The organism is Streptomyces sp. SID14515 (assembly GCF_010548505.1).
Lineage (GTDB): Bacteria > Actinomycetota > Actinomycetes > Streptomycetales > Streptomycetaceae > Streptomyces > Streptomyces caviscabies.
Map to the genome: position 1 here is coordinate 17,746 of NZ_JAAGMH010000120.1, position 21,301 is coordinate 39,046.

Below are 21,301 nucleotides of genomic sequence, written 5' to 3' on the forward strand. Positions count from 1 at the left end.
CCGCGCAAGCCCTCCGCGGACCTGCCGGTCAGACGTCGAGCTGGTCGGCGACCGCCCTCAGCAGGCCCGCGATCTTCGCACCGGCGGCCTTGTCGGGGTAGCGGCCCCGCTCCAGCTGCGGCGTGATGTTCTCCAGGACCGTCGTCAGGTCCTGCACGATCGACGCCAGCTCGTCCGGCTTGCGGCGCTGTGCGGCCGCGACGGACGGGGTGGGGTCGAGGACCACCACGGAAAGGGCCTGGTCGCCGCGCTGGCCCGCGACCACGCCGAATTCCACGCGCTGGCCGGGCTTGAGTGCGTCGACTCCGGCAGGGAGTACCGACGAGTGGACGAAGACGTCGCCGCCGTCGTCGCGGGAGAGAAAGCCGAAGCCCTTCTCGCTGTTGAACCACTTGACCTTGCCGGTGGGCACGTCTGTCCTCGTCCTCGTACTCGTCGGTGTGCGGAAGAGCCGGTCCCCCACAGGCAACAGGGGAATCGGCTCCGGATAGCAGTACAGCGGGTCACCGTGACCCGCCCGGTCCCAGGCTAATGGCCCTACGGCCGGTGACAAGACGTCGCCGGAGAGTTCCTCCGGGCTGGGAACTACCCTGGTCGCGTGAGTACTACTCCTTCAGGCGCAGGTGACCGGCTGGTTCAGGTCGGCGCGATCGTCTTCTTCGTCGGCGCACTGGCCACACTGGTCACGGTGGCCCCGCTGTTCCTGGGCACGGACCCGTTCCCTCCGGTCGCCTACGCCGTCTGCATGCTGATGGGCGTCGGGTTCCTGATCGCCGGGGCGGGCGTCATCCGCTCGGCCTGGGTCAACTCGCCGAAACGCGCCGCGAACCGCGCCTGACGGTCTGGCCCGTTTCCGCCGGTACGGCCGTGCCGCGCAGGGCGGTCATCGCGATGACCGCGGTGGTGGCGGCGACCAGCGCGCAGACGACGGCGACGATGTTCAGCCCACTGGTGTACGCGTCACGGGCCGCGGCCAGCGCCTGGTCGCCCAGCTCCGGGGAGAGCCGGCCGGCCGCGACGACGGTGCTCTCCAGGCTGTCCCCGGTGGCCCGGGCGGCTCCCTCGGGCAGCCCATCGGGCACCTGGACCTGGCTGCGGTAGACGGCGCTGCCGACGCTGCCCAGGGCGGCGATGCCCAGGGCCACGCCCAGGTCACCGCTGATCGAGGAGAGCGCGGCGGCGGATCCGCCCCTCTCCGGCGGGGCGGAGCTGACCACCAGGTTGGTGCCGAGCGCCCCGGCGGGGCCGCTGCCGAAGAACACGACGATGAAACCGGCCACCAGCAGCGGCAGTCCGCCGACCGGGTCGACGAAGGCGATCAGCGCGTAGCCGACCGCGCCGATGCCGAGGCCCAGGCCGATGACGATCCCGAGCGGCAGCCGCTTCACCAGGGTCGGGGCGATCTGCGCGGAGACGATGGAGGCAAGGGCGGAAGGCACCATCCACAGCCCCGCCTCCATCGGGGAGAGGCCCTCGACCATCTGGAAGTAGCCGGTGACGAACAGGTAGAACCCGCCCATGGCGACCATCGAGACCAGCAGGACCACCAGCGCGAAGCTGAACGAGACGCTGCTGAACAGGCGCAGGTCGAGCAGCGGACTCTCCAGCGTCCGCTGCCGCGAGACGAACAGTGCGCCCACCACGAGACCGACCAGGATCGCCCCGGCCGCCAGCGGGTCCCAGCCGTACTTGGCGAGCTCCTTGAGTCCGTAGATGACCGGCAGGATCGCGCCGAGCGAGAGCGCCACGCTCAGCAGGTCCACCTTCCCCGCGCCGGCGTCCCGGTACTCGGGCAGCAGGATCGGAGCCAGGATCAGCAGGATCACCATGATCGGCACGCCCAGCAGGAAGACCGAGCCCCACCAGAAGTGCTCCAGGAGCGCGCCGCCGACCACGGGGCCCAGCGCGGTGCCCGCCATGAAGCAGCTGGCCCACACCGCGATGGCGCGGCCGCGCTCCTGCGGGTCGTGGAACATGTTGCTGATCAGGGCGAGGGTGGACGGCATCAGCGTCGCCGCGGAGATGCCCAGCAGCGCGCGGGTGGCGATCAGCGTCTCGGCGCTCGTGGAGTAGGCGGCGAGCAGGGAGGTGAGCCCGACGCAGGCGGCGCCGATCATCAGGAGCTTGCGGCGGCCCACCCGGTCGCCGAGCGTGCCCATGGTGATCAGGAAGCCGGCGATCATGAAGCCGTAGATGTCCATCATCCACAGCGTCTGGGTACCGGTGGGTTCCAGGGCCTCGGCGAGGTGCGGCAGGGCCAGGAAAAGGACGCTCTGGTCCAGCGAGATCAGCAGCGTGGGCAGGGCCAGCACGGCCAGCCCGGTCCATTCCCGGGCGCCCGCCTTGGGTGCGGAGGGCGCGGCGGCCTTCGATGACATGCGGTGTTCCTTCCGTGGTTCGTGTGACGTGCGGGTTCTGCGGGACGTGCGGGTGCCGCGGGACGTGCGGGTGCCGCGGGACGTGCGGGTGCCGCGGGCGGCTCAGCCGGGGTGGTCGCCCTCGGCGCGGGCGTCCCGGAGCAGGCGTCCCCACCAGGTCAGCCGGTCGAGCATCGACATGGCCGCGGCGAGGTGGCTCCCGGGGTCCCGGTTCCCTTCGCCGTGCCGGCTTCTTCCAGCCGCCACTGTGCGCCCGGCCGCTCCCGGACTTCTCCCGGTCCGGTCTCGGCCGGTGGCCGGGCCGGGAGGGCCTGTCGGTCGCCCCCTCGCCGGGATAGCGTGATCACATGCGTTTCGGGGTGCTCGGTCCTTTGGCGGTGTGGACGGCGGACGGGCGGACGGTCCGCGTACCCGAGCTGAAGGTCCGCGCGTTGCTGGCCCGCCTCCTGGTCGAGCCGGGGCGGACGGTCTCGGCCGACCGGCTGATCGACGAGCTGTGGGGCGCCAAACCGCCCGGCAACCCGACGGCGGTGCTCCAGACCAAGGTCTGGCAGCTGCGCCGCGCGCTGGAGGACGCCGAGCCCGGTGGGCGCGAGCTCGTGGTCTCACTCGCCCCGGGGTATCTCCTGCGCGCGGACGGGGACGCGGTGGATTCCGGCCGGTTCCACCGGCTGGTGGCCGGAGCCCGGTCCGCCGGCGACCCGCGCGAGCGGGCGGCGCTGCTCGCGGACGCCCTGGCCGTGTGGCGCGGGCCGGCGTTCGCCGACTTCGCCGACGAGGAGTTCGCCCGCGCCGCACGGGACCGGCTGGACGAACAGCGACTGACCGCCCTGGAGGAACAGGCGGAAGTGCGGCTGGAGTCGGGGGAACACGCGCTGGTCGCCGACGAGCTGGGCGACCTGGTCGCCCGGCACCCGCTGCGCGAGCGGCTGCGCACCGCGCACATACGGGCCCTGTACCTCGCGGGCCGGCAGGGGGCTGCGTTGAGCAGCTACGCGGAGCTGCGCGAGCAGCTGGCGGAGAACCTCGGGGTGGACCCCAGCCCCGGACTGGCGGCGCTGCACCGGTCGATCCTCGACCAGGACCCCCGCCTGACCGCGGCTCCCCCGCCCACGACCAGCGCCGTGCGTCCACCGACGAACATCCCCGCGGCCCTCACCGAGCTCATCGGCCGGTCCGGGGCGATGGACGAGCTCCGCACGCTGCTGGCCGCCAACCGGCTGGTGACGCTCACGGGGGCGGGCGGTGTCGGCAAGACGCGGCTCGCCCTGGCGTTGGCCTCCCAGGTCGTCGACCGGTTCCCGGGCGGGGTGCGTCTCGCCGAGTTCGCCGTGCTCGCCCCGCCCCGGAAACCGGCTGGACCGGCTGGACCGACTGGACCGACGGGGTCGGTCGCCTCGCCCGCCGGGGTGCACGAGGTGGTCGGTGCGGTGCTCGGGGTGCGCGACGACGCCGGCCCGAACCCGGGCGGGGGCGCGCCGCTCTCACCGGTGGACCGGCTGGCGCACGCGCTGGGCGACGAACCCGCGCTGCTGGTCCTCGACAACTGTGAGCATGTGATCGAGGAGGTCGCCGAGCTGGCCGAGCGGCTGCTCAAGGCCGCACCCCGGCTGAGGATCCTGGCCACCAGTCAGAAGCCCTTGGGGATCACCGGCGAACACCTCCAGGAGGTACCGCCGCTGCGGCATCCCGGCCCCGCGGCCGACCTCGACCCGGCGGCCGTACGCCGGTTCGGCGCGGTGCGGCTGTTCGAGGCGCGCGCCGCGGCGGCGGCTCCCCGGTTCGTCCTCGACCGGAGCAATGTGGCGGCGGTCGTCTCGATCTGCCGCCGCCTGGACGGTATCCCGCTGGCCCTGGAGATGGCCGCGACCCGGGTCCGGTCCCTGGGGGTGGCCGAGCTGGAGGCCCGCCTGGACGACCGGTTCCCGCTGCTCACCACGGGCTCGCGCGGCGCTCCGGAACGGCAGCGGACCCTGCGGTCGGTGATCGACTGGAGCTGGGGACTCCTCGACGAACAGGAACGCACGGTGCTGCGGCGCCTGGCCGTGCACAGCGACGGAGCCACCCTGGACGCGGCCGAGGCGGTCTGCGGGGCCGGAGGATCCGACCGCGCTCCGGTGCTGGACCTGCTGGCCCGGCTGGTGGACTGCTCACTGGTCGTCATGGCCGAGGGGACGGACGGCCCCCGTTATCGGCTGCTCGAATCGGTGGCGGCCTACTGCACCGAACGCCTGCGGGAGAGCGGCGAGTTCGACGAGGTGCGGCGGCTGCACCGGGCGTACTGCACGGAGCTCGCCGAACGGGCCGACCCGCATCTGCGGGGCCACGGCCAGCGCCAGTGGCTGCGCCGCCTGGACGCCGAGACCGCCGATATGCGGGCGGCGCTCGACAGCGCCGTACAGGATGCGGACGCGGACCGGGCGCTGCGGCTGGTGAACGCGCTGGGCTGGTACTGGCGCCTGCGCGGCCGCAACCAGGAGGCCGAGCGGTCCCTGTCCCTCGCCCTGTCCGTCGCTGCCGAAGACGCCGGACTCCCGGTCGCCGAGGAGGCCGCCGCCCGCGCCCTGTCGGTGGCCCGGGCCACCGCCTGGCTGGGGGGCTTCCGGCTGGCGAACCACGGCAGCACCGATCCCCGGGCGGCGTACGAGGCCGCGCTCCGGCCCTACGCGGCGGTGGACGACCCCGCCGGGCGGGCCAGGTCCCAGTGGTTCCTGGCCTCCCACCTCTACGGCGTCGGGGAATTGGCGCCGAGCGAGGAGCTGGTCGACCGCGCCCTGGACGGCTTCCGGTCGCTCGGCGACCGCTGGGGCACGGCCGCGGCCCTGGGCAGCCGCACGTACCACGCGAAGCTGCGCGGAGACTTCGGCGCCGTGCGGCGCGACGGCGAGCAGAGCCTCGCCCTCTTCCGGGACCTGGGCGACCAGTGGGGACAGCTCCAGGCGATGGTCCCGCTCCAGACCCGGGCGGAGGCCGTCGGCGACTACGCGCACGCCGGGCGGCTGTACCGGGACGGGCTGCGCATGGCGGAGGACCTCGGCCTGTGGCAGGAGGTCGCCTTCCAGCTCTCGGGGCTCGGGCGGCTCGCGCTGCTGACCGGAGACCTGCCGGGGGCCCGGGAGCTGCACGAGCGGGCACGGCGGCTCGCGGCCGAGCAGTCGGACACGTTCGGGGAACAGTACGCCGAGATCGGGCTCGCGCTGGGGGCCCGCAGGGCCGGCGAACTCGACGCGGCCGAGGCCCACCTGCACCGGGTCCTCGAACTGCACCGGCGGGTGGGGTACGCACCGGAAGCGCCCCCGCTGATCCTGGTCGAGCTGGGGTTCGTCGCCGAACTCCGGGGCGATGCGCGCGAGGCCCTGCGCCTGCAACAAGAGGGCCTGACGGCGGCGCGCGCCGGCGGCGACCCGCGGGCGGTCGCGCTGGCACTGGAAGGGCTGGCCGGAGCGGAGCTGCTGAACGGCCGGCCCGAGGCTGCGGCCCGGCGCCTGGGGGCCGCGGCGGCCGTCAGGAACGCGGTCGGGCTGCCGCTACCCGAAGGGGAGCGGCACGACGTCGACCGCATCTCGGCCCGGATCGTGGACGTCCTCGGCCGGGCGGCCTACGAGGCCCGGTTCGCCGGAGGCGGCGAGCCGGCGGAGCAACTCCTGGGCCCGGACGTGCGCCCCGGGCAGCGGTAGCGCCTGCCGGTGGCCCGTGGGGCACCGGGACCGTCCGGGACCGCGCCGACGGCGATGCGGAGCGGTGCAGTGCGGAGCGGTGCGGAGCGGTGCAGTGCAGTGCGGAGCGGTGCGGCACCGTGCGGCGCGGCACGGTGCGGCACGGTGCGGTGCGGCACGGTGCGGCACGGTGCGGCACCGGATCGTCCTCATCGATCCCGCGACCGTTCCGCGGTGCGCGCCCGTCCGCCACGTTCACGCTCTCGTCCGCCGAGCCGCCGAGCCACGGGGCCGCCGTCACCCGTGCGCGAGGTCGTCAGGCCGTCCGTTCCGCGTCGAAGGCGGCGAGCCAGGCCGGGAAGCCCGTCAGGTCCGCCAGCACCACGTCCGCGCCCGCCGTCCGCAGCTCCGTCGCGTCGCACGGGCCCGTCGTCACCGCGACCGACAGCGCGCCGGCCGCCCGCGCCCCGCGCACGTCGCCGGTGTGGTCGCCGACGTACGCCTGCGCGCCGTTCTCGCGCAGCGCCTCGCCCTTGGCCTCCGCCCACAGCCAGCCGATGACCGCGTCCGGCTCGATGCCGAGGTGGGCCAGGTGCAGCTTCGCGTTCGGCTCGTACTTCGCCGTGACGACGATCGCCCGGCCGCCGAGCGCCCGCACCGCCGCCACCGACTCCCGTGCCCCGGCGAGCGCCGTGGACGGGGCTATCGCGTGGTCGGGGTAGATCTCCCGGTAGCGGTCCGCGGCCGCGTCCACCGCGTCGGCCGGGAACCAGTGCGCCAGCTCCGTCTCCAGCGGCGGGCCGATCCGGCTCACCACCAGGTCCACGTCGATGGGCACGCCCGTCTCGGCGGACAGGGCCCGGTAGGTCGCGGCGATGCCGGGCCTGGAGTCGATCAGCGTCATGTCGAGGTCGAAGCCGACCGTCAGGGGGTGCCGGTGCGGGTGGTGGGCGGAGTGTGCGGCGGTGGACGTCATGCCTGCCATTGTGCCGACCGGCCGGGGCCCGGGCCGGGGCGGTCCAGAAGCCCGGGCCAGGCGGTCCCGAAGCCCCCGTCGGACCGGAAATCCCGCCGCCTAGACTGAGGCCCGTACTTAGCCAAGCCTTACCAGCCCCGGCCCCGTACCCCTCACGTACCGGGCCGTCCCGATTGGTTCAGATGTCAGCGTCAGCACCAGTGCGGGCCGCCGCGCCACCCGGTGTGCCCCGCGCACCCCGCCTCTCCCGACGCGCGACCGCGACGGCCGCGGCCGTCGTCGCCCTGCTGCTGGCGATCCTGCTGAGCCTCGCCGTCGGCGCGCGCTCCATCCCGCCCGGCGAGGTGCTCGACGCCCTGCTGCACGGCGGGCACTCCGACGCCGCCGAGGTGATCCGCACGATGCGGGTGCCGCGCACGCTCATCGGGCTGATGGTCGGCGCGGCACTCGCGCTCGCGGGCACGGTGCTCCAGGGCATCACCCGTAATCCGATCGCCGACCCCGGCATCCTCGGCATCAGCCAGGGCGCGTCGGTGGCGGTGGTGATGGCCATCGCGTTCGCCGGGATCCACACGCTCACCGGGTATGTGTGGTTCGCCTTCGCGGGCGCGGCGCTCGCCTCGGTCGCCGTGTACGCCATCGCCTCCAGCGGGCGCGGCGGCGCGACCCCGGTGAAGCTCGCGCTCGGCGGTGCGGCGATCAACGCGCTGCTGGTGTCGGTGACGATGGGGATCCTCACGACGAAGGCGTCCGCGCTGGACGAGTTCCGCTTCTGGCAGGTCGGCTCGATCGCGGGCCGGGAGGCGGACGTCGTCCAGCAGGTGTGGCCGTTCCTGCTCCTCGGCACGGTCCTCGTACTCTCCGTCGCCCGCGGCCTGGACGCGCTCGCGCTCGGCGAGGACGTGGCGAAGGGGCTCGGGCAGAACGTCGCGGCGGTCCGGATCGTCGGCGGCATCGGGGCGACCGTGCTCACCGGGGTCGGGGTCGCCGCCGCCGGGCCGATCGCGTTCATCGGCCTCGCCGTCCCGCACATCGCCCGCGCGCTCGTCGGCAACGACCACCGCTGGGTGCTGCCCATGGCGGCGCTGATCGGGCCCGTGATGCTGCTGGTCTCGGACGTCGTCGGCCGGATCGTGTTCCCGCCGAGCGAGGTTCCGGCGGGCGTGATGACGGCCCTGATCGGGGTGCCGTTCCTGGTCGCCCTCGTACGCCGGAAGGCGGTGCCGGCATGAGCGTCGCCCGTACGCCCGAGAAGACCGTGAAGCCCGAGAAGACCGTGAAGCCCGTACGGGTCCGGCCCGCCGGATACGCCGTCGTGAAGGCCGGGCCGCGTGGCCGGTTCCTGCTGCACCGGCGGGCGGCCGTCGTCGTGACCGCCCTCGTCGTACTCCTGGCCGCCGTCTGCGTCGCCTACCTCTGCGTCGGCGAGAGCTTCGTCGCGCCCGGCGAGGTCGTGAAGGTGATCCTCGGGCAGCCGTCCTCGGCCGAGCTGGTCGTGGGCACGCTGCGGCTGCCGCGCATGGTCGTCGGGCTGCTGGTCGGCGCCGCGTTCGGGGTCGCCGGGGCGCTGATCCAGACGGTCGCCCGCAACCCGCTGGCCAGCCCCGACATCATCGGCATCAGCCAGGGCGCGAGCGCGCTCACGGTCGGTGCGATGACCTTCGGCGTCACCTCGTACACCGTCCTGCCCTACCTCTCCGTCATCGGCGGAGTGGCGGCGGCGGCGCTCGTCTACGTCTTCGCCTGGCGCGGCGGCCTGCACGCCACCCGCTTCGTCCTCATCGGCATCGGCTTCGCCATCGCCCTGCGGTCGGTGACCACACTGTTCCTGACCAAGGGCGACTACCTGGTCGCCCAGCAGGCGCAGATCTGGATGACCGGTTCGCTGAACGGGCGCGGCTGGTCGGAGGCCGCACCGATCGGCTGGACGCTGCTCGTGCTGCTGCCCGCCATCGCCTGGGCGGCCCGCGCGCAGCGCACCGTCACCATGGACGACGACACCGCCACCGCGCTGGGCGTACGCCTGGGGCGCGTACGGCTCGGGCTCGTCGCGCTCGGCGTGGTCCTGGCGTCGGTGGCGACGGGCACGGCGGGCCCGGTGGACTTCGTGGCGCTGCTCGCCCCGCAGGTCGCCCGCCGGATGACCCGGACCGCGCAGATCCCGCTGCTGTCCTCGGCGCTGCTGGGCGCGGTGATCGTCGTCCTCGGCGACCTGCTCGCCCGCAGACTGTTCTCGCCCACCGAACTGCCGGTGGGCGTCCTCACGGCGGCGGTCGGCGCCCCTTACCTGATCTGGCTGATCATCCGCGGTCACCGCGGCCGCAGTGGAGGCACCGCATGAGCCCGAGCCGAAGCACGAACACGAGCACGGGCCCGAGCCCGACGACATCCGACGCAGCGCGGCGGACCGGCCGCCTCGCGGCCCGCGCCCTGACGCTCGCGTACGAGGACCGCACCGTGGTCCACGAGCTGGACCTCACCGTGCCCGACGGGCAGGTCACCGTCATCGTCGGCCCGAACGCCTGCGGCAAGTCCACCACCCTGCGGGCGCTCGGCCGGCTGCTGAAGCCGCGCGGCGGGGCGGTCCTGCTGGACGGCACGGAGCTGGCGCGGATACCGACGAAGCAGATCGCCCGGTCCATCGGACTGCTCCCGCAGACCCCGGTCGCACCGGAGGCCATCACCGTCTCCGACCTGGTCGCCCGGGGCCGCCAGCCGCACCAGAGCTGGTGGCAGCAGTGGTCGGACGAGGACGAGCGCGCGGTGACCGAGGCCATGTCCCGTACGGATGTGACGGCGCTGGCCGACCGGTCGGTGGACGAGCTGTCGGGCGGTCAGCGCCAGCGGGTGTGGATCGCGATGGCCCTGGCCCAGGACACGGACCTGCTGCTGCTCGACGAGCCGACGACGTATCTGGACATCGCGCACCAGGTGGAAGTCCTGGACCTGGTACGGCAGTTGGCGTCCCCTGCCGCGGACGGCACCCGGGGCCGTACGGTCGTCACGGTGCTGCACGACCTCAACCAGGCCGCCCGGTACGCGGACCGCCTGGTCGCCATGAAGGAGGGCAGGATCGTCGCGGAGGGCGCACCCGGGGACGTCGTCACGGCCGAGCTCGTCCGCGAGGTCTTCGGCCTGGAGGCGGTGATCGTCCCGGACCCGGTGACGGGCTCGCCGCTGGTCGTCCCGAGCGCCCCCTGGACCCCGGCGCCCACCGCGTCGCCCGCCCCGTCCGTCCCAGCCTCCGACCCGACTCCCGGAAAGGTCCTCTGACCCATGACCCAGCGCAGCTTCCGCCCCCGCGCCCTGGCCGCCGTGTCCCTGACCACGGTCGCCGCTCTGACCCTGGCCGCCTGCGGCGGTTCCGACGACTCCGGCTCCGACTCCGCTTCCTCCGGCTCCACCCGTACGGTCAAGACGGCGATGGGCGACGTGAAGGTCAAGGAGGCCCCCGAGCGGGTGGTCGTCCTGGACACCGCCGAACTGGACTCGGCCCTCACCCTCGGCGTGAAGCCGGTCGGCGCGACCCACGCGGACGTGACGTCCGGCTTCCTGAACTACCTGCCGAAGGACCAGCTCTCGGGCATCAAGGACGTCGGCCAGATGATGACCCCGAACCTGGAGGCCATCGCTGCGCTGAAGCCCGACCTCATCCTCACCAGCAAGATCCGGCACGGCGACAAGTACGCCGAGCTGTCGAAGATCGCGCCGACCGTGATGACGGAGAACACCGGCTACCCCTGGAAGGAGAACTTCCAGCTCCACGCGGAGGCCCTGGGCAAGCAGACCGAGGCGAAGATGGTCGCCGACGACTACGCGAACCACGTGGCGGACGTGACCAAGGCGCTCGGCGGCAAGGACAAGGTCGCCGCGACCGAGGTCAACATGGTCCGCTTCGTCGAGGGCGCGGACATCCGGATCTACGGCAAGAAGAACTACATCGCCACGATCCTGGCCGACGTGGGCCTGGGCCGCCCCGCGATCACGGACAAGGCCAAGGACGGCTTCTCCTACGACGTCAGCCCCGAGAAGATCGACCTCGCGGACGCGGACGTGGTCTTCCACTCGACGTACGGCGACCCGAAGAAGTCCAAGGAGACGGAGACCACCGGCAGCGGCCTGTGGAAGAACATGGACGCGGTGAAGAACGGCAAGGTCTTCGCGGTCGACGACCAGCTGTGGATCCAGGGCATCGGCTACACGGCGGCCGACAAGATCCTCGGCGAACTCCACAAGGACCTGACGAAGTAGCCGCCGGGGCGGCACGGGGCCCCGGAGCGGCACGGGCGCTCCGGCCGGCGGAGCCCGCCTCTCACCCCCTACGCCTCCGCGCCCGCCACAGCAGGTAGAGCGCGGAGGCGACGGCGGCGACGCGGACGACCACCGGCCAGGTCCCCAGCAGGACGTCCCGCATCGCGCCCTCGCGGATCGGCTCGCCCCAGCGCCCCTCCAGCCGCCCCCAGACCCATACAAGCGCCCCGGCCGCCACCACGCCCGGCAGGCCCAGCGCCGCCCACTTCGCCTCCGCACGGGAGAGGGTGCGCGAGCTGTACGCGATCAGCCAGCCGCCCGCCAGCGGCAGCCAGGAGCCGGTGACCACGCCCGCGACGAGCAGGACGGCGGCCAGGACCAGCAGCGGGTGCGCGAAGCCGCCGCGGGGGCCGGAGGCGGCTTCGGGCTCGGCGGCGACGGGAACGGCCTTGCGGCGGCGGAGCTTCACGAGGCGCAGGGCGCGGCGGCGCCGGGCGGTCCCGGTGGCTCCGGCGGTCCCGTCCTCCGCCGCTTCCCCGCCCTCGGCTTCCTCCCCGTCTTCTTCCTTCCCGGCCTTCTCGTCCTTTTCCAGGGGCTTCGGCCATCGGCCCAGCAGCTCCGGGGCCTCGATGCCGCCGAAGAACCCGGGGATGGCGGTGCCCTCGTCGAAGGGGCCCGGCTCCAGGCGCCACCAGTCGGTCGCGCCGTCCGTGTCCCCCTGCTGGTCCTGGCCGAGCATGTGCGGGGCGGAGGGGTCGGGCCAGGCCTGGGCCGGTACGTCGTCGTCGGGGGCCGGTACGTCGTCCGGGGCCGGTCCGGGGCGGGGTACGGCGGCCGTGTCGGCGGCGGCATCCGTACGGCTCTTCGGCGCGTCCTCGGGATCGCGGTGCGACGCGCCCCGCCCGAAACCGGCTTTCGGCTTCCCGAGGACCTTGGACTGCCGGCTTTCGCCCGCCCGGGGCGCGGGCTTCTTGGGTTCTCTCGGCTCTTTGCGGAGGAGTCCGCTCCGGGGCCGGGGCAGGGAGCGCCGCTGCTGCTCGCCGGTCCCCGAACCGGGCCGGGCGGACGGCAGCGGGACCGTGCCGTCGGCCGACCCGGCGGCCGCGGCGACCAGTTCGTCCGGGCTGCCCAGCCTGCCGATGATGCGCCGCACGGCAGCTGGGGAGTCCGCGCCCTCCGTGCCGCGCTGCCGGTCGATCTCGCCCCGGAGCGTCGATACCAGGCGCATCCGGGCGCCCGACGACAGCTGTTGTTGCTGAGCCAGGTCGCCGACCCGGCTCAGGTAGTCGTAGACGAGCTGGTCGCTCTCGATCCCCACGCGGTGCATCCCCTCTACCGGCCCTGCCCCGACGGTAGCGTTCCAGCGGCTACCGTGGGACGGATGGGGACGACCACACCACCGCGCACGCTCGCCGAAGCCCTGCGCGCCCGGGGCGACGAATCGCTGGCCGGGCTGCTGCGTGCCCGCCCCGACCTCCTCAACCCGGTGCCGAACGACATCACCCAGCTCGCCACGCGGGCCGGCACCCGGGCGTCCGTCGTCCGCGCGCTGGAACACCTGGACCGGTTCGCGCTGCAGACCGCCGAGGCGCTGGCGGTGGCCCCGGACCCGGCCCCGTACGACACACTCCTCTCGCTGCTCACCGGCGACGGGCTCGACGACGGCGAACAGCGCGACGACGCGGGCGCGGCGATCACCGCCGCGCTGCCGGCCGCGCTGGCGAGGCTGCGCGAACAGGCCCTCGTCTGGGGCGAGGACGACCGGCTGCGGCTGGTGCGCACCGCCCGCGAACTGCTCGCCCCGTCCCCGCAGCACCCCTCGCCCACGGGCCTGGGCCCCACGGTCGCCGAGGCCACGGCGGGCATGTCGCCGGGCCGGCTCCAGGAGATCCTGGCGGCGACCGGACTGCCCGCCACGCACGACCCGGTCTCGGCGGTGGCGGCGCTCTCGGCCCTCTTCACGGACCGGACGCGGATGGCGGAGCTGCTGGACACCGCCCCGGTGGAGGCGTTGTCGGTCCTGGACCGGCTGGTGTGGGGCCCGCCGTACGGCGAGGTCACGCCCAACCCCACTCCCCCCGTGAAGTGGCTGCGCGACCGGGGCCTGTTGCTGCCGGTCTCCACCCGCACGGTGGTCCTGCCGCGCGAGGCGGCCCTCCATCTGCGCGCCGGGCGCGCGCACCGCGTACCCGAACCGGTCCCCCCGGCCGTCGCGGCGGCCGCCGAACGCGATCCACAGGCTGTGGACAGAGCGGCGGCCGGCCAGGCGTTCACCGCGCTGTCGACCGTCGAGGAGCTGCTGAAGCTCTGGAACGGCGGCGGCCCCGCGATCCTGCGCGCGGGCGGGCTGAGCGTACGGGAGCTGAAGCGCGCCGCGAACGCCCTGGACGTGACGGAGCCGATCGCCGCCTTCTGGATCGAACTGGCCTACGGTGCGGGCCTGTTGGCCACCGACGGCGAGACGGACGAACGGTACGCGCCGACGCCCGCCTCCGACGAGTGGCTCGACCTGCCCGCCGAGGACCGCTGGACGCACCTCGCCACCGCCTGGCTCGCCGCCACCCGGACCCCGGGCCTGGTCGGCGGCCAGGACGCCAAGGGCCGGGCCCTGTCCGCGCTCGGCCCGGAGCTGGACCGCTCGGCCGCCCCCGACGTACGCCGCCGGGTCCTGGCCCTCTTCGCCGAACTCCCGCCGGGCACCGCGCCGGACGCCGAGACGCTGCTGCGGCGGCTGCGCTGGGAACGCCCGCTGCGCGGCGGTGCGGCCTCGTCGACCACCGGTCCGGGACCGGCCCCGACGGAGGGGACGGACCTCCGCTCGCGCCTCGCCCTGTGGACGCTCAACGAGGCGGAGCTGCTGGGCATCACGGGCCGGGGCGCGCTCTCCGCACAGGCCCGCGCGCTGCTGGAGGAGGGCCCGGACGCGGCGGCGGCCCTGCTCTCCCCGCTGATCCCCGACCCCCTGGACCACGTCCTGCTTCAGGCCGACCTGACGGCGGTGGCGCCGGGCCCGCTGGAACGCCCGCTCGCGGAAACCCTGTCCGTCCTGGCCGACGTGGAGTCGAAGGGCGGGGCGACGGTCTACCGCTTCACGCCCGGTTCGGTGCGCCGCGCCCTGGACGCCGGGCAGGCGGCGACCGACCTGCACGCGTTCCTGGCCGCGCACAGCCGTACGCCGGTGCCGCAGCCGCTGAGCTACCTGATCGACGACGTGGCCCGCCGCCACGGCCACCTGCGGATCGGGGCGGCGTCCGCGTACGTACGCTGCGACGACGAGGCGGTCCTCAACGAGATCCTGGCCGACCGCCGCTCCACCGGCCTCCGGCTCCGCCGCCTCGCCCCCACGGTCCTGGCCTCCCAGTCCGACCCCGGCTCCCTCCTCGAAGCCCTGCGCGACATGGGCTACGCACCGGCCGCCGAATCCGCCGAGGGCGACGTCCTGATCACCCGCGCCGGCGCCCGCCGCACCCCGCCCCGCACCCCTCCCGCCCCGGTCCCCGAGGGCCCGCCGGTCCCGGACGACACGCTGCTCGGTGCGGCGGTACGGGCCATCCGCGCGGGCGACACGGCCGCCACGGCGGTCCGCAAGGAACCGGCGGATGCCCCTTCCGCCGATGCCCCCTCCGGCTCCCTCCCCCGCACCACCCCCGCCGAGACCCTGGCCACCGTCCAGGCGGCCGCGATGACGGGCTCCGCGGTCTGGATCGGCTACGTCAACGCGGACGGCGCGGCCAGCCAGCGCGTGATCGCCCCGGTCCGCGTGGAGGGCGGCTTCGTCACGGCGTACGACCACACCGCCGACGAGGTCCGCACGTACCCGCTGCACCGGATCACGGGGGTGGCGGAACTGGCGGAGGACGGGAAGGGGTAGGCGCGGGGCGGCATGGGACCGGTCAGCCGGACGAGTCGGACGGGAGCTTCACGGAGGGGCAGCCGTGTTGCTTGCCGGCGGCGTCGAAGAAGGATTGGAAGACGTCCCGGGAGGCCGAGTCCGACGGATCCGAGCGGTACAACGCTCTCAGGTAGCGATCGTCCCAGTGGACGCCGAGGTAAAGATCCTTGCCTCCGCACTTCAGGATGGCCCGGCTGTTTCCGTCCACCACACCCGTGCCGTCCGCCAGGTCCTCGAAGCCGGCGCTTGACCTGAGACGTTCGTTGACGATGTTCGGGTCGAAGCTGGAACCGAACGACAACCGTGGTTCGTCCTGACCGCCGGACCGGTAGAGGTCGCAGGCCCAGGAGTCTGCGGGTGCTCCGCTGGTGCGCTGCACTTCGAGCTTGGCATCGCCCTTGGCCACGGCGCTGTCCGGCAGATGGAATCCGGGGATCCCGCACAGCGAATCGGCTGTGATCGCCTCCGGGCTCGTGGGCGCCTGCACCTTGGGGGTCTGCAACGGAGTGTCGTTGGAGCACCCGGCAGCGGCGGCGACCTTCTGCGCGGCGTCCACGAGCACGCGTGTGAGCTTCTGGGGGTCCACGGTTCCCTTTTTCAGTTCCACCTGGACGACCTGAGCGTTGTCGGGTGCCGGGGCCAGCTTCACGCCGCGCTCCAGAACTCCGCGGACCTTGTACCCGCACTTTTCGGGCAGCATGACCCAGCCGCGGCTCCCGGAGACCGCCCCGGTGACTTCCCCTGACAGGAAGGACCTGCTTGAGGAGTTGTCCCAGGTGTACGTGCTGAACGGAAAATCCGGTGTGTAGACGGCGGTGTTCATCACCATCTCCAGCTCCTCGGCCCCCGTGATCCTGCTGGTGCGGCTCACCGTGCAGCGGAACGACACGTCGTCGCTGATGCCTTCCGTCACGTCCGAGATACGGCCCCGGGTGTCGAGAAGCGACTCAGCCTGCTCGCCGGTCAGCTTTCCCGCGCACAGTTCCGTGGCGGCGAACACGTTCGTGTCCCACCACAGGAACAGCCCGGCGAGGACCGACAGGCCCGTGCCGCTCGCGACGGCGGCGATCGCCTTCTTGTTCTTCATTGCCTTGATCCTGCTTCCGGGCCGGATTCCAGTTCTAGACCTTCGACTTGAGCGCGTCGATGGTGATGCCGCGGCCGGAGTTGTAGCTCTGCTGGGCCTCGGTCTTGGCGACCTCCGTCACGGCGTTGGACGCTGCACCCGGCTGCTCCTGGTGCCAGTTGTCGAAAAAGGCGTCGAGCGCGTCCATGGACGCGGCGTTCCGTGTCGACCGGTCTTCCCGCGCCACCATTCCGTTCTCATTCGTGACCGCGGTGAGCCACTGGTTGGCTCCGATGTCGACCGCGCGCTGCGCAATATCGCCGATGACGGGGATCCCGGTGATCAGACCGCCTCCGACGTGGTAGCCGTAGAACCTCATGTCGGCGGCATCCGAGTTCGCCTGCTCAAGCTGCCCGATACGGAGGTCTCCGCCGAGCGCGGTCATGCTGCCGAAGACCTCGCCGATCTTCGCCGCACGAGGAGTGATCGCGTCGCCGTCGGCATACGTGTCGGACGCGAGCTGCTCCGCCATGTAGCCGAGTTGCCCCTGGTACAGCTTGGTGAAGTTCTCGGGCTCTTCGCCCTCAGGGACGTCGCAGATCCCTCGCATGAGGCGCAGAACGCTGGTCTGGCTGTTCTGGATCCTCGAATCGTCTCCGTGAGCGTACTCGTCGCTCCTCCCGACTCGGCCACCGGTGCCGTTGCCCGCCAGGATGTCCCCCGTGTCCTGCGTGTAGGTGAGCAGCGCGTTGGCCAGCGGATCCCGCATGTTGGCGAACTCCTCCTTCTTGAGCACTTCGTCGGCCTTGCCGGTGCGGTCCTCCTTGCCCTCCTTGCCCTCGGCGTCGCCGTAGTCGAGCAGGTTGATCGTGTCGTGCATGATGCGGGCCTCGGCCTCGGTGTGTCGGCCGAGCTCCTCGCCCGGCGAGCCCGGCGGGCGCCCTGTGGTGGCGGCTTCGAGGGCGAGGCCCAGTCCGGCCCGGACGTCCCCGTCGAAGGTGTCCTTGCCGGAGATCTCGAGGTTGCCTCGCCAGTCCGGGGTGTTGGTGGTTTCCCAGTCGCGCTTCGTCAGCAAGTACTCCAGGCGGTTCCTGTCGCCGTCCGCCGCCGGGTCGAGGTAACCGGTCGCCGTCCCGGGATCGCGGCTCATGATCTCCAGTGCACCGTCGACGGGGTCGTTGGCGAACCAGCCGTCGCTCTTGCCCTCGAACCTGCCGTAGAGGTCCCAGACATCTTTGTCCTTCGACTCGGCTTCGATCATCTGGTCCGTGAGGTCGCCGAGGAACTGCGGCGAGTAGCCGCTGCCCTGCTGCATGAGGGTGGCCAGTCCCTGGTAGCCGCGGATCTCCTGGCCCAGGCCCCGCGTCATGGGAGCCTTGTCGGCCGCGACATCAAGCTCGAACCTGTCGAGGCCCGTCTTCTTCAGGTCGGTCATGAAGTCGTTGTAGAACTTCGCGTCCTCGGTCTTCGACCACTTCGCGAACGCATCCTGGTACTCCTTGGTCCCGTAAGCAGGGTTCTTTTTCCCTTCGACGAAGACCATCTGCGTCGCGGTGGACAGGGTGTTCGCCAGCATCTTGTTCGTCTCGCCGTACAGGCCCCTACGACTGGCGTCACCGGAATGCGCCACGTTGTTGAGCGTGTTGGCGAGCTTGATCGTGCCGTCGGCTCCCAGGCTGGAGATGAAGTCGCGGCCGAACTCCGTACGGTGGGCGAAGGCCGGGTTGTTGTTGTCACGCATGATGCGCGCGAATCCCTCAACGTCGGCGTTCGAGACCCCCTGGCCGTTGTTGAGCCGGGTGGACACGTCCTTGACGTACTCCAGCTCGTACTGCTCGATGTCGCTCTTGGCACCCGCGTTGAAGCCATTGCGTGTGGCGTCCTGGCCCGTGCCGGCATCCTTGTTGCTGTCCTTCACGGCGGCCTGGAGGGCCAGCTTCACACCGGCATCGGCGTCCTCGAACGCCGTGACGTACTTCTTGATCTGCGCGGCCCAGCTGTCCGCCGCCTTGTTGTATTGCGCGAGCGCCGCTTGGCCGTCGGGGTCGTGGACGTACCTGAAACGTTCCTTATCGGTCAGGTCGGGGCGGACGTTCCCCTCATCGTCGACGGCCATGTCGTCCTTGCGGGCGTCCGCCACCAACGACTCGAGTCGCTGCTTCAGCTCGGTGAACTGTCCGTGCGCGTCCCGCAGCAGACTCGCGATGGCCTTCGCCTGCGTCTGGGCCGCCGCGTATTCGTACTGCGTGCCCGCGAAATTCGTGTAAGCGCTGCGCTGGCCTTCGCCCTGCCAGCTGTTGCCGCTCGCGAGTCCCCCGGTCGCGGCCGCGTAGGCCGACTCCGCCTTCTTGAATTCGGCGGCCATGTCGTCCCAGGCCTTGGCAGCAGCGGTGAGCTTGCCGTAGCTGGTCGTCATGATCTTCTTGTACGTGAGCCCCATGTCCTACTGCCCCTGCCAGCCGTTCGCGCCATTGAAGGGGGGCTGCCTCTTCAGTAGCTGGAATTCTTCGTAGACTTCGAGCTCACGCTCCAGGTACATACTCCGCACGATGCCCAGGTTGTGGGACTCCGTGGCCAGGCGGCCCAGCAGGTTCTTGACCTGCTTGTTCCAGGTCTCCTCGGCCGTCTTCAGCCCCGCCGCCGTGTCCCATCCCGCGAAGGCGGTGATCGCGGCGGCCGTCCCCTCGTCGCTCTTCTTTCCCGCGTTCTCGGTCTGGGTCTTGATCTCGCCGGCCAGCTTGCCGGAAGCTGCCTTCTTCTGCGCCGAGTCCGTACCGAAGTTGGACCCACCGCCCCCGCCGCTCCCCGGGGCCAGCTGATTCAGGCGCATGCGGACGTCTTGGCGCGCGGCCGCCTCGCCGCGCAGTTCGGCCCATTCCTCGTCGAACCCCATCGTTACTTCCCCCGTGTCAGACATCGAACTGGTGTCACCTTGGACCCCAGTTCTATCAGCGCGCCGAGGTGCGGTTCACAGCCCCTGCCGGCCAGTGGCTGAGAGCACAACGGCTCCCGAGACGGTGGCGAGCGAGAACGGTGCCGGGCCGCCCACCTGCCCGGCGTCCGTGCCCGGTGTCCCCGGTGCGCTTCGGCCGCCAGGTGCGCCCCGGGCCGGAACGGTGGCTGAGGCTTGGACCCGCGAGCACTTCATCGTTCCGGGCCGGCCCTCGTACCAACGTCTGCAATGCTGCGGACATGTCCATCGCCCGTCGCGCCCCCGAGCCCGTGTCGCCGCGTCCGCCCGCCGCGCCGATGCCTCCGCTGCTCACGCAGTCCTGGCTGGATCTGGCGTTCCTGCACTGGGCCGTCGATCCGGCGGACGTGGCACCGCTGTTGCCGCGCGGCACCGTGCCCGACACCTTCGACGGAACGACGACGTACGTGGGTCTCGTGGCGTTCCGGATGTACCGGGTGGGCGGGCTCGGGCTGCCGGGCCTTCCGTATCTCGGGACCTTCCCCGAGACCAATGTCCGGCTGTACTCGGTGGACGGACGCGGCCGGCGCGGCGTCGTCTTCCGGTCCCTCGACGCCTCGCGGCTCATCCCGGTCCTCGTGGCGCGGGCCGCCGTCCGGTTGCCGTACGTGTGGTCCCGCATGGACATCGAGCGCTCCGGCGACACCCTCACGTACACGAGTACGCGGCGCTGGCCCGGGCCGCGCGGTGCGCGGAGCCGGATCGTGCTGCGGGTCGGGGACGCGATCGGCGAACCCACGCCCCTGGAGCACTTCCTGACCGCCCGTTGGGCCCTGCACAGCTCGTTCTTCGGGCGGACCGCCTACCTGCCCAACGCCCATCCCCGGTGGCCCCTGCACCAGGCGGAGTTGGTCGAGTGCGACGAGGACCTGGTGGCCTCCGGCGGACTGCCCGCGCCGGTCGGCGATCCGGTGAGCGTGCTCTACTCGCCGGGCGTACCGGTGCGCTTCGGGCCGCAGCGGCGCGGGGCCTGAGGCCCGCGCCGCCCCAGGTCCCCGGCCCGTACCGGCGTCAGTCGGGGTTCATGTCCGAGAACCGCTCGAACGTGTCCGTCCCCGTGGCGCCCTTCTTCCATGTGACGGTCAACGTGTCGCCGTTCTGCCGCAGGTTGCCGACCCGGTCCTTGCTCTTGACCCGGACGCCGTCCTCTTCGCACAGCAGAGCCATCTCCAGGAAGTCGCCGCTCTCGTCCTCCTGCCAGCGGCCCTTGCACTCCATCCCGTCGCGAACGCTGTAGATCGCGTTGATCCTCGCGGGCTCGTCGGTGTACGCCTCGCCGAGCCCGAGCATCGTGGAGTCCGGCATCTTCCACACCGCCTGGAGCCCGGTGCCGGTGGGCTGGGGCACGAGCGGGTTGTCCGAGCGGGCGGGCGGCGAGACGGACGGCTCTTCGGCCGGGTCCGCCGTCGGGTCCGTCGCCTCCGGGCTCTCCCCGGTGCTCCCGTCGGCCCCGGACGCGCTCGGAGTCCCCACGGTCGTCGGCGACTTGGCTTCGTCGCCGCCGCTGTCCCGGTCGACGGCGAACCAGACCCCACCGCCGATGACCGCCACGGCCAGCACGGCGGCGACCGCGATGAGCCCCGCCTTCTTGCGTGGTGGGGGCGGGCCCGGCAGCGGCGGCGGGAAGCCTCCGGCCCCGGGGGTTCCGTACGGGCCGTGGGGCGGTTGGCCGCTCCCGTACGCCTGGCCGCTGCCGTACGGAGCGGGCTGCGCGCCGCCGTATCCGTACCCCTGCGGGGGTGCGTCCTGGACCGGCTGCGCGTACGGGTTCCCGGCGACCGGCTGCTGGTGTCCGGTTCCGGCGGCCGGCTGCTGACCGCTCCCCGGACCCGGCTGCTGTGGTCCCGGCTGCTGTGGGCCGTACCCCGGCTGCGGGGGCAGCGGTGGAGGCGGTGGTGCACCGAAGGGCTGCGGTGGCTGAGCCCCCGATGGCGTCGGCGGCTGCTGCTCGTCGTACGGCTGGGACACGCGTAACCCTCCCCCGTACCGGCCCCCTGCCGGCACGCCACCTCTTTGTATCAGCCACCGGTCTCCCGGCACCGGCCACATCCGGCCTCCCTGCCGCCCCTGCCACCCCCCTGCTCGCCTCCTGCCGTCCCCCTGCCACCCTC

Annotated in this window: 18 protein-coding genes; 9 read left to right on the forward strand and 9 right to left on the reverse strand. The window is 72.7% G+C overall.

Annotated elements, in window-relative coordinates; genetic code table 11:
* Positions 1-28: 28 nt before the first annotated feature.
* Positions 29-412, reverse strand: coding sequence for a cold-shock protein (locus G3I54_RS40050; protein WP_006126557.1), 384 nt, complete (start codon positions 410-412; stop codon positions 29-31).
* A gap of 186 nt (positions 413-598) precedes the next feature.
* On the opposite strand from G3I54_RS40050, the gene G3I54_RS27840 reads away from it, so the two are divergent.
* Positions 599-838 carry a hypothetical protein gene (locus tag G3I54_RS27840; protein ID WP_164618311.1) on the forward strand — a complete coding sequence of 80 codons (240 nt, stop codon included), beginning with the start codon at positions 599-601 and terminating at the stop codon, positions 836-838.
* Here G3I54_RS27840 and G3I54_RS27845 read toward each other — a convergent pair.
* Complete coding sequence (locus G3I54_RS27845; protein WP_164618313.1) at positions 804-2,378, reverse strand: MFS transporter; 1,575 nt, start codon at positions 2,376-2,378, stop codon at positions 804-806. The two genes, G3I54_RS27840 and G3I54_RS27845, sit on opposite strands and share 35 nt — an antisense overlap.
* 102 nt (positions 2,379-2,480) lie before the next feature.
* Positions 2,481-2,624, reverse strand: a complete 144-nt coding sequence (locus G3I54_RS27850; RefSeq protein ID WP_164618315.1) for a hypothetical protein — start codon at positions 2,622-2,624, stop codon at positions 2,481-2,483.
* A gap of 101 nt (positions 2,625-2,725) precedes the next feature.
* Here G3I54_RS27850 and G3I54_RS27855 point away from each other — a divergent pair, with 101 nt between their 5' ends.
* Complete coding sequence (locus G3I54_RS27855; RefSeq protein ID WP_164618317.1) at positions 2,726-6,055, forward strand: BTAD domain-containing putative transcriptional regulator; 3,330 nt, start codon at positions 2,726-2,728, stop codon at positions 6,053-6,055.
* Positions 6,056-6,350: 295 nt separating this feature from the next.
* On the opposite strand, the gene G3I54_RS27860 is transcribed toward G3I54_RS27855, so the two are convergent.
* Positions 6,351-7,010: an HAD hydrolase-like protein gene (locus tag G3I54_RS27860; RefSeq protein ID WP_164618319.1), complete on the reverse strand. Its 660-nt coding sequence runs from the start codon at positions 7,008-7,010 to the stop codon at positions 6,351-6,353.
* A 182-nt stretch (positions 7,011-7,192) separates the two neighbouring features.
* On the opposite strand from G3I54_RS27860, the gene G3I54_RS27865 reads away from it, so the two are divergent.
* Genes G3I54_RS27865 through G3I54_RS27880 form a run of 4 tightly spaced genes read left to right on the forward strand, consistent with a single transcriptional unit; the run spans position 7,193 to position 11,261 of the window.
* Positions 7,193-8,242, forward strand: coding sequence for an iron ABC transporter permease (locus G3I54_RS27865; RefSeq protein ID WP_164618321.1), 1,050 nt, complete (start codon positions 7,193-7,195; stop codon positions 8,240-8,242).
* A complete protein-coding gene (locus G3I54_RS27870; protein ID WP_164618323.1) occupies positions 8,239-9,351 on the forward strand; it encodes an iron ABC transporter permease in 1,113 nt (370 codons plus the stop codon). The genes G3I54_RS27865 and G3I54_RS27870 overlap by 4 nt, the downstream gene beginning before the upstream one ends.
* Positions 9,348-10,283 (forward strand): ABC transporter ATP-binding protein, encoded by a 936-nt coding sequence (locus G3I54_RS27875; protein WP_239144606.1) that lies wholly within the window; start codon positions 9,348-9,350, stop codon positions 10,281-10,283. Before G3I54_RS27870 ends, G3I54_RS27875 begins: the two co-directional genes overlap by 4 nt.
* A 3-nt stretch (positions 10,284-10,286) precedes the next feature.
* The gene (locus tag G3I54_RS27880; protein WP_164618325.1) at positions 10,287-11,261 is read left to right on the forward strand and encodes an iron-siderophore ABC transporter substrate-binding protein; all 975 of its coding nucleotides are present in this window, start codon (positions 10,287-10,289) and stop codon (positions 11,259-11,261) included.
* Between the two features lie 61 nt (positions 11,262-11,322).
* On the opposite strand, the gene G3I54_RS27885 is transcribed toward G3I54_RS27880, so the two are convergent.
* Positions 11,323-12,588, reverse strand: coding sequence for a hypothetical protein (locus tag G3I54_RS27885; RefSeq protein WP_164618327.1), 1,266 nt, complete (start codon positions 12,586-12,588; stop codon positions 11,323-11,325).
* 54 nt (positions 12,589-12,642) lie between these two features.
* Here G3I54_RS27885 and G3I54_RS27890 point away from each other — a divergent pair, with 54 nt between their 5' ends.
* Positions 12,643-15,132 carry a helicase C-terminal domain-containing protein gene (locus G3I54_RS27890; RefSeq protein WP_164618330.1) on the forward strand — a complete coding sequence of 830 codons (2,490 nt, stop codon included), beginning with the start codon at positions 12,643-12,645 and terminating at the stop codon, positions 15,130-15,132.
* A 22-nt stretch (positions 15,133-15,154) separates the two neighbouring features.
* Here the strand turns inward: G3I54_RS27890 and G3I54_RS27895 are convergent, their stop codons facing one another.
* The 3 genes from G3I54_RS27895 to G3I54_RS27905 are packed head-to-tail and all read right to left on the reverse strand — an operon-like array spanning position 15,155 to position 19,112.
* Positions 15,155-16,240 carry a hypothetical protein gene (locus G3I54_RS27895; RefSeq protein WP_164618332.1) on the reverse strand — a complete coding sequence of 362 codons (1,086 nt, stop codon included), beginning with the start codon at positions 16,238-16,240 and terminating at the stop codon, positions 15,155-15,157.
* Between the two features lie 34 nt (positions 16,241-16,274).
* Positions 16,275-18,659, reverse strand: a complete 2,385-nt coding sequence (locus G3I54_RS27900) for a PPE family protein (RefSeq protein WP_239144607.1) — start codon at positions 18,657-18,659, stop codon at positions 16,275-16,277.
* 3 nt (positions 18,660-18,662) lie between these two features.
* Positions 18,663-19,112: a hypothetical protein gene (locus tag G3I54_RS27905; protein ID WP_164618334.1), complete on the reverse strand. Its 450-nt coding sequence runs from the start codon at positions 19,110-19,112 to the stop codon at positions 18,663-18,665.
* Between the two features lie 299 nt (positions 19,113-19,411).
* Here G3I54_RS27905 and G3I54_RS27910 point away from each other — a divergent pair, with 299 nt between their 5' ends.
* Positions 19,412-20,164, forward strand: a complete 753-nt coding sequence (locus G3I54_RS27910) for a DUF2071 domain-containing protein (RefSeq protein WP_164618336.1) — start codon at positions 19,412-19,414, stop codon at positions 20,162-20,164.
* 37 nt (positions 20,165-20,201) lie between these two features.
* Here G3I54_RS27910 and G3I54_RS39770 read toward each other — a convergent pair whose 3' ends face one another.
* A complete protein-coding gene (locus tag G3I54_RS39770; protein WP_239144608.1) occupies positions 20,202-20,750 on the reverse strand; it encodes a hypothetical protein in 549 nt (182 codons plus the stop codon).
* 96 nt (positions 20,751-20,846) lie between these two features.
* On the opposite strand from G3I54_RS39770, the gene G3I54_RS39775 reads away from it, so the two are divergent.
* A complete protein-coding gene (locus tag G3I54_RS39775; protein ID WP_239144609.1) occupies positions 20,847-21,164 on the forward strand; it encodes a hypothetical protein in 318 nt (105 codons plus the stop codon).
* Positions 21,165-21,301 lie beyond the last annotated feature (137 nt).